Raw genomic sequence first — 10030 nt, 5'->3', positions numbered from 1 at the left:
AAAAGCAAGGCAATACCCTGTGGGAGCCGGCTTGCCGGCGATGAGGCCGGTACAGGCAACCCACCCCTAGAGCGCAATCAACTCCGGCCGCAACCCCTCCACCCTATGCACCACCGGCCGCAGATAGCCGCCATCCCCGGTAATCTGGTGCAGCACCTTCTCGCGCAAGCCATGCAGTGCCACCCCGGTGCGTTGGCGCGGATGCGACAGCCCAACTTCCACCACCGCCTTGATCCGCCCCGGCCGCGGTTCCAGCACCACCACCCGGTCGGCCAGGTAGGTTGCCTCTTCGGCATCGTGGGTCACCAGCAGAACGGTCACCCCAGAACGCTCACGTATTGCCAGTAACTCGTCCTGCAACTGCTGGCGGGTCAGTGCATCCAGGGCGCCGAACGGTTCGTCGAGCAGCAGGATGCGCGGGCTGGCCACCAGCCCCCGGGCGATCGCCACGCGTTGGGCCATGCCACCGGAGAGCTGGTGCGGGTAGGCCGATTCGAAACCGATCAGCCCCACCAGGTGCACGAATTCATGCACCCGACGGGCGCGCTCGCCCTGGGTGAGCTTGTCGTTGACCAGGCCCAGGCCGATGTTCTGCGCCACCGTCAGCCAGGGAAACAGGCGGTGCTCCTGGAACACGATGCCGCGTTCACCGCCGATGCCGTTGACCGGCTGGCCATCGACGCGGATCTGGCCGCTGTAGTCGTTGTCCAGGCCCACCAGCAGGCGCAGCAGGGTGGACTTGCCGCAGCCCGACGAGCCGACGATGGCGATGAATTCGCCCTGTTCGATAGACAGGTCGAAGTCGCGAATGGCTTCGAACGACTGACCGTCGACGCTGAAGGTCTTGCCGACTTTCTCGAAGCTGACCAGCGGCGGTGTGGCATCAGCTTGGTTGGCCGCGTGCAGGGCCGGGGTGATGAAAGCGTTCATGCGGATCTCCAGCGCGTGGCGCGTGATTCAAGGCGTTGGCCGAGATGGCCGAGCAGGGCGCCGACCAGGCCGATCAGGACCATGGCAGCCATCACCTGGTCCATGCGGAACAATTGCTGGGCGCCGATCATCAGGCTGGCGATGCCGCCGTCCGAGGGCATGAAGTACTCGGCGCCGATAGTGCCGAGCCAGGCATAGATCAGCGACAGGCGCAGCCCGGCGAAGATCGCCGGGGCGGCGCCAGGCAACACCAGCAGACGCAGCCGGTGCGACAGGTCCAGGCGCAGGGCCTGCGCCGCCTCGCCCAGCTGTGGCGGGAGGCTGGCGATGCCGCGTTGGGTGGCGATCAGCATCGGGAAGAACGCCGCCAGTGCGACGAACACCAGCTTGGCGCCTTCACCCAGGCCGAACCAGGCGGTCAGCAGCGGCACCCAGGCGAACAGCGCCACCTGGCGCAACGCCGACAGGCTCGGGCCGAGCAAGCGCTCGGCGTTGGCTGACAGGCCCAGCAGCAAGCCCAGGGCGAACCCCGCGCCACCGCCGATCAACAGACCGACCAGGGTGCGTTGCAGGCTCAGGCGCAGGGCCTCGGGTAACGAACCGTCGAGCAGGCCTGCGTACAGGCTGCGCAGCACATCCAGCGGTGAAGAGAGGATGTTGGCATCGACCCAGCCAAGGCTGTTGGCGGCCTGCCACAGCAGCAACAGCCCCGCAGGCAGCAGCAGGCTTTGCCAGCCCCGTGGCACCTGGCCGCGCAACTGCTCGCCAGTGGCCGGTTGCGGCCAGTGCAACAGGCTGCGTTCCAGGTGCGAGAAGCCGCGATCCATCAGTGCGCCGACCAGGCCGATCAGCAGGATGCAGAGGAACACTAGGTCGAGCATGAACAACTGTCGCCCCCAGACCATCAGGTAGCCGATGCCTTCGCTGGAGGCCAGCAGTTCCACAGCCAGCAGCGAGGTCCAGCCAGTGGCCAAGGCCAGTCGCACACCGGCGAGAAACGCCGGCAGCGCGGCGGGCAGCAACAGGCGCAGGAACAGCAGGTGAGAGGGCAGGCGCAGGACGGCGGCGGCCTCGCGCAGCTTGGGCTGGGCGTCGCGCACGCCGACCAGGGTGTGCAGCGTGACCGGCACCACCACCGCCTTGACCAGCACTACCAGTTTGAGCAGCTCGCCGATGCCGAAGAACAGCATGAACAGCGGGATCCAGGCCAGTGTGGGGATTTGCGCCAGGGCGACGAAGGTGGGCAGCACCAGAGTCTGCGCCCGTCGCGACCCGCCCAGCCAAGTGCCCAGCAGCAGGCCGCTGGCGACTCCTGCCAGCAGCCCCCATATCAGGCGCTGCAGACTTATCCACAGGTGGCCCCAGAGTTCGCCGGAGCCGAACTCCAGCGCACTCTGCCAGACCAGCGCGGGGGCGGGCAGGATCTGTTCGCTCATCCAGTGCTCCCGGCTGGCGACGACCCACAAGCCCGCCACCGCCAACGGCACGATCCACGGCAGATAGGAGCGGCCTTGCGTCGCGAAAGGGCCGCGCAGCGGCCCCCACAGGCGCCGCAGACTTGCGCTCAAGACTTCGCTCATCGGGGCATCTCCCAAACCGTTCCTTGTTTATTCATTTATGGAATTAAAAATTCACATAAATAGCATTCAAGAGATAAGAGCATGCGGTAGGTGCATGCGAAAGCCCCGTCCCGTTGCGTTTTCCTCATATTTTCCATGCGTTTCCTGCAAGCCCGTCGCAGGCCCGCATGGCGCCTGGGTTATGTCTTCTGGTTACTAAAAAATGAAGTTTTGATCTTTGTAGGTTCTAACCGGACCTGCCTAGCTTCTGGCCCATAGCGCCGGCCATCGCCGGTGGCAGCCTGCCAAGGAGCCTTGCCATGAAAACCAACTTCCGCCACCTGCTCAGCCCATTGCTCGCCGCCTTGTTGAGTGCCGTGCCCGTGGCAGCGCATGCCGCCCAGCCGGATGTGATCCGTATCGCCGTGCCCGACCTCAGCGCTGGCAGCAAGCCCAGCGCCGGCGGCGTGGTGGATGTGCTGCGCGATCAGCAACTGCTGGAGAAGGAGTTTGCCAAGGACGGTATCCGCATCGACTGGCGCTTCTTCAAGGGCGCAGGCCCCGTGGTCAACGAAGCCCTGGCCAACGGCCAGGCGGACTTCGCCTACCTGGGTGATCTGGCCGCGATCATCGGCAAGGCCAGCGGCCTCGACACCCGCGTGTTGTCGGCTGGGGTGCGCGGTGTGAAGAGCTACCTCGGCGTAGTCCCGGGCTCGGGCATCCAAAGCCTGCAGGATCTCAAGGGCAAGCGCGTGGCAGTGTTCCGCGGCACCGCCAACCAGCTGTCGTTCGCCAGTGCCCTGGCCAGCCAGGGGCTGTCCGAGCGTGAGCTGAAAGTCATCAACCTCGACTTCAACGCCGCCAATGCCGCCCTGGCCGCCAAGCAGATCGACGCCACCTGGGGCCTGTCCAACCTTCTGTCGCTGCGCGAGCGGGGCTTGGTCGAGTTGCCGGTCAACTCACGCAACCTGCAAGGGGCCGGCAGTACTCAAGCGGTGCTGCTCGGCACCGGCGCGTTCATTCGCCAGTACCCCGACCTGGTGCAGCGCCTGGTCAACGCCCAGGAACAGGCGGCGAAGTGGCTGCGCGACGAGCGCAATCGCGAAGCCTACGTGGACCTGGTGGCCAATACCGCCAACTGGCCAAAGTCGATCCTGCGCGACGACCTGGCCGAGGAAAACCTTGCCGAATACTTCGACCCACGCCTGGACGCTGGCTTCGTCGGCCTGTTGCAACAGGGCGTCGACCTGGCCACCAAGGAGCGCCTGATCCGCCGTGGCTTCCAGGTAACCGACTGGATCGAACCACGCTTCATCGACCACGCCCTGCAACAAGACCAGGCCACCCAGGCCACCCAGGCCGCCCGCTGACCCGACAACAACCCTGAGGAGCACGACTATGAGCAACGCCGCACTGGCCACCGCGCCGCAAACCCTCGAACTCGACATCCACCCCGTTGCCGGGCGCATCGGCGCCGAGATCCGCAACATCAAGCTGTCCGCCGACCTCGACCCGGCAACCGTCGATGCCATCCAGGCGGCGCTGGTGCAGTACAAGGTGATTTTCTTCCGAGGCCAGGAGCATCTGGATGACGTAGGGCAGGAAGCCTTCGCCCAACGGCTCGGCGACCCCATCGCCCACCCCACGGTGCCCGTGGTCGATGGCACCAGCTACCTGCTCCAGCTCGATGGCGCCGAGGGGCAGCGGGCCAACTCCTGGCACACCGACGTGACCTTCGTCGATGCCTATCCCAAGGCCTCGATCCTGCGCAGCGTGGTGGCGCCGGCCTCCGGTGGCGACACGGTGTGGGCCAACACCGCCGCGGCCTACCAGGAACTGCCCGAACCGCTGCGCGCCCTGGCCGACCAGCTGTGGGCGGTGCACAGCAACGAGTACGACTACGCCAGTGCGAAACCTGATGTCGATCCGGCCAAGCTGGAGCGCTATCGCAAGGTGTTCACTTCGACGGTGTACGAGACCGAGCACCCGGTGGTGCGCGTGCATCCGGTGAGTGGCGAGCGTGTGTTGCAACTGGGGCATTTCGTCAAACGTATCAAGGGTTATTCGCTGGCCGACTCGCAGCATCTGTTCGCGGTGCTGCAGGGGCATGTGACACGCCTGGAAAACACCGTGCGCTGGCGCTGGCAGGCCGGGGACGTGGCGATCTGGGACAACCGCGCGACCCAGCACTATGCGGTGGATGACTACGGTACGCAGCCGCGCATCGTGCGTCGGGTGACCCTGGCCGGCGAGGTGCCGGTGGGCGTGGATGGGCAACTGAGCCGGACCACGCGCAAGGGCTGAGACCGTTGGGGCCGCAAAGCGGCCCCTGTTCGCTACAACTCGACGTCACAGGCCACCAACTGCCTCACCAATCCCTGCGCCAGCGCCGACAAGCCATACCCCACCCGGCTCACCACCCCATAGCGGGTGTAGAACGCCTCTTCCTGTTCCGGTGCCAGGTCCGCCAGCTTGAGCGCCACCAACCCTTCGTAAGGTCGCAGGTTCGCGCTGCAGGCGATGCCGATGGTGTCCGAGTGCTGCACTACATTGAGCAGCGCATAGCCATGATCGCATTCCACGCTGGGCAGGAAGTCCTGCCGCCCACTGAGGTCGCTTAGGATCTTGCGGATGTTCGGCGGGCGGAAGGTGGTCGCCAGCGGATAGTCGAACAGGTCCTGCGCGCGCACTTCGCCACGCTCGGTCAGTGGATGCCCGGCGCGGCAGCAGAAGTGCCAGCGTTGGGGCGTGAGCTTGTGCACCTGGTAATCCGGGTCGGCTTCGAACTGGCGGGTGTCGGCGACGAAGAACTCGATCTCCTCGGCGATCAGCCGGCGGTTCAAGGCCTGCCAATTGTCCACCTGTAAGCAGGTGCGCGCCGCCGGGTACTCGGCGACGAAGCGCGCAACCGCCCGCGGCACCAGCCCGCCGGCGGGCGCCGGCCCCGAGCCAAAGCGCACCACGCCGGTGGTGGCGCCATTGAACTGGTTGATCTCGTTGACCAGGTTGTGCGCCCCATGCACCAGGCGCCGCGAATGCTCCAGCACCAGCAGGCCCTGGCGGGTCGGCGCCAGTTCCTTGCTGGCGCGGTCGACCAGGCGGCAGCCGACGTTGTGCTCCAGCGTCTGGATGCTGCGGCTGAAAGCCGATTGCGAAAGGTTCACCGCAGCCGCCGCGGCGACGAAGCTGCGGTGCTCGACAAGGGCGATGAAGTGGCGGAGCTGGCGCAGGTCGATATGCATTTTCTACATGGAAACTTTCGGTGGAATGCAATTGCTGGGAAGGGTTGGGAACCTTATAAAGGGAGTCTCTTATTCCACAAAATATGAATTACAAATATTTATATCTCTTAAAAGAATATAAGCCAGCCTGACCGCGATTCGGTTCCGCCAACGGAAATGCTCGCCTGGGCCCTTGCCTCAAGGAGCATCTGCATGTCCCGACTTTCCCGTTGGCCCGCGCGCGCCTCGTTGTTCGCCCTGCAACCCCTGGCGGCTGGAGTGCTGTTGGCCGCTTCCGGCAGCAGTTTCGCCGATGAGCCCAACGCCGCCCCAGCCGTGACGCAGGAAGCCCAGCTGGGCACCGTCACCGTCAATGCCCGGCGACGCGAAGAGACCGCGCAGAGCGTGCCCACTCCGATCAGCGTGCTGGGCAGCGAAACCCTCGAGACCCAGCGTATCTACCGCGTGCAGGATTTGCAGCAACTGGTGCCGAGCACCAACGTCGCCTATGTGCACGCCCGCCAATCGAGCATCTCCATCCGCGGCCTGGGCAACAACCCCGCCAGCGATGGCCTGGAAGGCAGCGTCGGGATCTACCTCGACAACGTCTACCTCGGCCGCCCGGGCATGGCGGTGTTCGACCTGCTCGATGTCGAGCAGCTGGAAGTGCTGCGTGGCCCGCAGGGGACGCTGTTCGGCAAGAACACCACAGCCGGTGTGCTCAACATCACCACGCGCAAGCCGACTTTCCACCAAGAGGGCAGCGTGCAGTCGTCGCTGGGCGAGGATGGCTACTGGCAGACCCAGGGCAGTTTCTCCGGTCCTTTGACCGACACCCTCGCCGGGCGCATCAGTGCTTACCACACCGAGGACGACGGCTATGTGAAGAACGTCTACAACGGACATGACCTCAACGGCGGCAAACGCCAGGGCTTTCGCACCCAGTTGCTGTTCAAGCCCAGCGAAACCTTCAACCTGCGCTGGATCGGCGAATACAACGAAGAGAACTCCGACAACGGTATCCTCAGCCTCTACAGCACCGGCCCGACCATCAATGGCGTGAACCGCTACGAGAGCCTGGCCGCCCAGGCCGGCGCAACCCTGGTGTCGGGCAAGGACCGCAAGGTCAACTTCGACGCCGACCAGATGGTCAAGGTGTTCCAGGGTGGAACCTCGGTGGAAGCCAACTGGACCTTGCCCAACGACTTCACCCTTACCTCGATCACCGCCTACCGCTGGTGGGACTTCACGCCGCGCAACGACGACGGCCTCAACGTGCCGGTGTTCCACAGCGCCGGGGTCTCGGTGCGCGACAAGCAGTACTCCCAGGAAATCCGCCTGGCTTCGCCCACCGGCGGCTTCTTCGACTATGTGCTCGGCGCCTATTACTTCAAGCAGGATCTGGACAACAAATCGTTCACCTACAACGGACCGCAAGCCGACATCTGGAACCTGACCCCGGCTGGCGCCCTTGCCAACGTCACCACAATCGGTAACGGCCATATCGATACCGACAGCTACGCGTTGTTCGCCCAGGGCACCTGGCACCTGACCGAGCGCCTGGATTTCACCGCTGGCGTGCGGGGTACCTACGAAGAGAAAAGCGCCTGGGTGACCCGCGACGCGCCGTCCGGCGGCGCGGCCGTGACCGGTGCGGCGGCCGCGGCGCGCCAGGGCAGGGTGGGCGCCTACGATTCAGGTGACCTCAACCAATACAGCTTCGCCCCTTCCGGGCTGCTCAGCCTGAGCTACCGCTTCAGCGACGCGGTGCTGGGCTATGCCAGCCTGTCCCACGGCGAGAAGTCCGGCGGTGTCAACCTCACCGTCGGCGCCGCGCCACGGCTGGGCACCGACTCGCTACTGGTGGGCACCGAACGCGCCAACAACGCGGAGCTGGGGATCAAGAGCACGCTGCTGGACAACCGCCTGCAACTCAACACCAACCTGTTCTGGACCGAAGTGCATGGCTACCAGGCCAACGTCTATGACGAGGCCAACCGCGTGCAGTACCTGGCCAACGCCGGCAGCGTGCGCTCGCGGGGCCTGGAGTTCGAGGCCACGGCCCTGCCGGTCCGCGGGCTGACCGTGAATTTCAATGGCTCGTGGAACGACGTGCGCTACACCGAGTACGACGACGCACCGTGCCCGCCGGAGGTGAGCCTGGCCAATGCCGCGGCCACTTGCGATCTGTCCGGCCACCAGGTGGTCGGCGCCTCCAAGTACATCGCCAACCTCAACGGCCAGTACAAGTGGCAGCTGACCGAGCGTATCGAGCCCTACCTCACCGCCAGCTACGCCTTCCGCTCCAGGGCCGTCGGCACCATCGACGATTCCGACTATGGCCAGATCCCCAGCTACGCCATCGTCAACCTGTCCACCGGCGTGCGCCTGGACCAGGGCGACGGCGTGCTCGACCTGTCGCTGTGGGTGAAGAACGCCGGCGACAAGACCTACTTCACCAGCCTTTGGAACTCCGCCAACGGCGGCTATGCCGGGGTGCTTGGCACGCCGCGCACCGTGGGCGCCACCGCCCGTTACGACTTCTGAGCACAAGGAGCATTGCCATGAACGCCAAGACCCAACCCCACGACCTGCCCGAAGGCGCTTGCCTCACCGCCAAGGTGCCCGACCGCGACGAAGCCCTGCTCGGCGACGTGGTGGTCAACCCGTATCGCCTGGCGCCGCTGACCGCGATCATCCGCGACGGCGGCCGCAGCCTTGGCGCCGCTCACGTTCGTGTGCTGGGGCGTGGCGAGCGCGGTATCGATATCAGCTACGAGGTGTCCGAACGCTCGTTGTGGACCTACGGTGGCATTCCGGTGTTCGGCCTGTATCCGGACCACGTCAACCAGGTGGAGGTGAGCTACAAGCTTGAGGGTGAGCGCATTCGCGAGCGTTACGAAATCTACGCCCCGGCGGTGCGCCTGCCGGTGGTGGCGAAGCAGACGGCGGCGCTGCCCGAGGTCGAACCGATCAAGGTCGCGCCCGGTTTCGAGCGGCGGCTGTATCTGTTCAATCATCTGCTGGCCGACATCCCCGGTGGCCGGGCCTTCAAGTGGAACGGCCTGGGCGGCGCTGCCGAGTGGGACTCGGTGGGCAACAACTGGATCGCCGACAGCAATGGCGATGTGCGCTGGTACCTCGATATCGAGCAGATCCACGATTCCAACCACCGCGACGGCCTGGGCGGCACCATGGGCTTCCACCAGACCCGCGACGGCAAGCTGATCTGGGGCCAGGGCCAGACCTATTCCAAGTACGACCTGCTTGGCCGGCGTATCTGGCAGCGCAACCTGCCGGACAAGTTCGCCGACTTCTCCCACGAGATCCGCGAGACGCCCAACGGCACCTACCTGTTGCGGGTCGGCACCAGCGACTACCGCCGCCCGGATGGCAAGCGCGTGCGCTCGATCCGCGACCATATCATCGAGGTCAACGAGGCCGGCGACGTGCTCGACTTCTGGGACTTGAACCAGATCCTCGACCCGTACCGCGGCGAGCTGCTGGAAACCCTGGGCAAGGCCGCGATCCAGCTGCCGGACGGTGTGCAGAAACAGGACGAGCGCCTGGCCAACGAGCTTGCCGAAGGCGACCTGCCGTTCGGCGACACTCCCGGCGTCGGTACCGGACGCAACTGGGCCCACGTCAACGCCATCGACTACGACGCCGATGACGACAGCATCATCGTTTCAGCACGGCACCAGGGCGTGGTGAAGATCGGTCGCGACAAGCAGGTGAAGTGGATTCTTGCTGCGCCCCAGGGCTGGCCGGCGCGCCTGCAGGACAAGGTGCTCAAACCCGTGGGCGAGGGCTTCGAATGGTCCTGGACCCAGCACACCGCCTGGCTGACCGGGCGCGGCACGCTGACCGTGTTCGACAACGGCTGGGGCCGGGACTTCGGCCCGACCAAGCTGGCGGGCAACTACAGCCGGGCGGTGGAGTACAGGATCGACGAGGCCAAGGGCACGGTCGAGCAGGTGTGGCAGTACGGCAAGGAGCGCGGTGACGAGTGGTACAGCCCGATCACCTCGGTGGTGGCGTATCGGGCCGATACCGATACCCAGTTCATCTATTCGGCTTCGGTGAACTTCCTGACGCCCGAGAAGCTGACGACCAGCGTGCTCAATGAAGTGCGTCGCGGCACCCAGGAGGTGGCGGTGGAGCTGAAAGTGCACAGTCGCCAGCCGGGCAGCGTGGGCTACCGGGCGCTAGTGATCGACCTCGACAAGGCGTTCTGATGGACTAACCTTCCAGGGCCCTATCGAGGGGGGAAGTGGACCTGTGTACCCCCCTCCACTTTCCCCCCCCCCCCCTCCCCCC

7 protein-coding genes are annotated in these 10030 nt (G+C 65.4%); 4 read left to right on the top strand and 3 right to left on the bottom strand.

Features of this window, described 5'->3' with window-relative positions:
* Positions 1-66: 66 nt before the first annotated feature.
* Positions 67-930, bottom strand: a complete 864-nt coding sequence (locus ACQ4OD_RS26080) for an ABC transporter ATP-binding protein (RefSeq protein WP_198754960.1) — start codon at positions 928-930, stop codon at positions 67-69.
* Positions 927-2510: an ABC transporter permease gene (locus ACQ4OD_RS26075; RefSeq protein ID WP_430945195.1), complete on the bottom strand. Its 1584-nt coding sequence runs from the start codon at positions 2508-2510 to the stop codon at positions 927-929. The genes ACQ4OD_RS26080 and ACQ4OD_RS26075 overlap by 4 nt, the downstream gene beginning before the upstream one ends.
* 299 nt (positions 2511-2809) lie before the next feature.
* Between ACQ4OD_RS26075 and ACQ4OD_RS26070 the strand changes: the two genes are divergently transcribed.
* Positions 2810-3859, top strand: coding sequence for an ABC transporter substrate-binding protein (locus tag ACQ4OD_RS26070; RefSeq protein WP_430945194.1), 1050 nt, complete (start codon positions 2810-2812; stop codon positions 3857-3859).
* Positions 3860-3887: 28 nt separating this feature from the next.
* Positions 3888-4793, top strand: a complete 906-nt coding sequence (locus ACQ4OD_RS26065; RefSeq protein WP_110697123.1) for a TauD/TfdA dioxygenase family protein — start codon at positions 3888-3890, stop codon at positions 4791-4793.
* 32 nt (positions 4794-4825) lie between these two features.
* On the opposite strand, the gene ACQ4OD_RS26060 is transcribed toward ACQ4OD_RS26065, so the two are convergent.
* Positions 4826-5731: a LysR family transcriptional regulator gene (locus ACQ4OD_RS26060; protein ID WP_258599687.1), complete on the bottom strand. Its 906-nt coding sequence runs from the start codon at positions 5729-5731 to the stop codon at positions 4826-4828.
* Between the two features lie 192 nt (positions 5732-5923).
* Here ACQ4OD_RS26060 and ACQ4OD_RS26055 point away from each other — a divergent pair, with 192 nt between their 5' ends.
* Positions 5924-8257 (top strand): TonB-dependent receptor, encoded by a 2334-nt coding sequence (locus ACQ4OD_RS26055; protein WP_139674450.1) that lies wholly within the window; start codon positions 5924-5926, stop codon positions 8255-8257.
* 17 nt (positions 8258-8274) lie between these two features.
* Complete coding sequence (locus tag ACQ4OD_RS26050; RefSeq protein ID WP_430945193.1) at positions 8275-9948, top strand: aryl-sulfate sulfotransferase; 1674 nt, start codon at positions 8275-8277, stop codon at positions 9946-9948.
* Positions 9949-10030 lie beyond the last annotated feature (82 nt).

It is taken from the genome of Pseudomonas sp. WC1, from assembly GCF_050586565.1.
Classification (GTDB): domain Bacteria; phylum Pseudomonadota; class Gammaproteobacteria; order Pseudomonadales; family Pseudomonadaceae; genus Aquipseudomonas.
The sequence above is the reverse complement of the archived record's forward strand: the minus strand, read 5'-3'. Positions and strand labels throughout refer to the sequence as shown.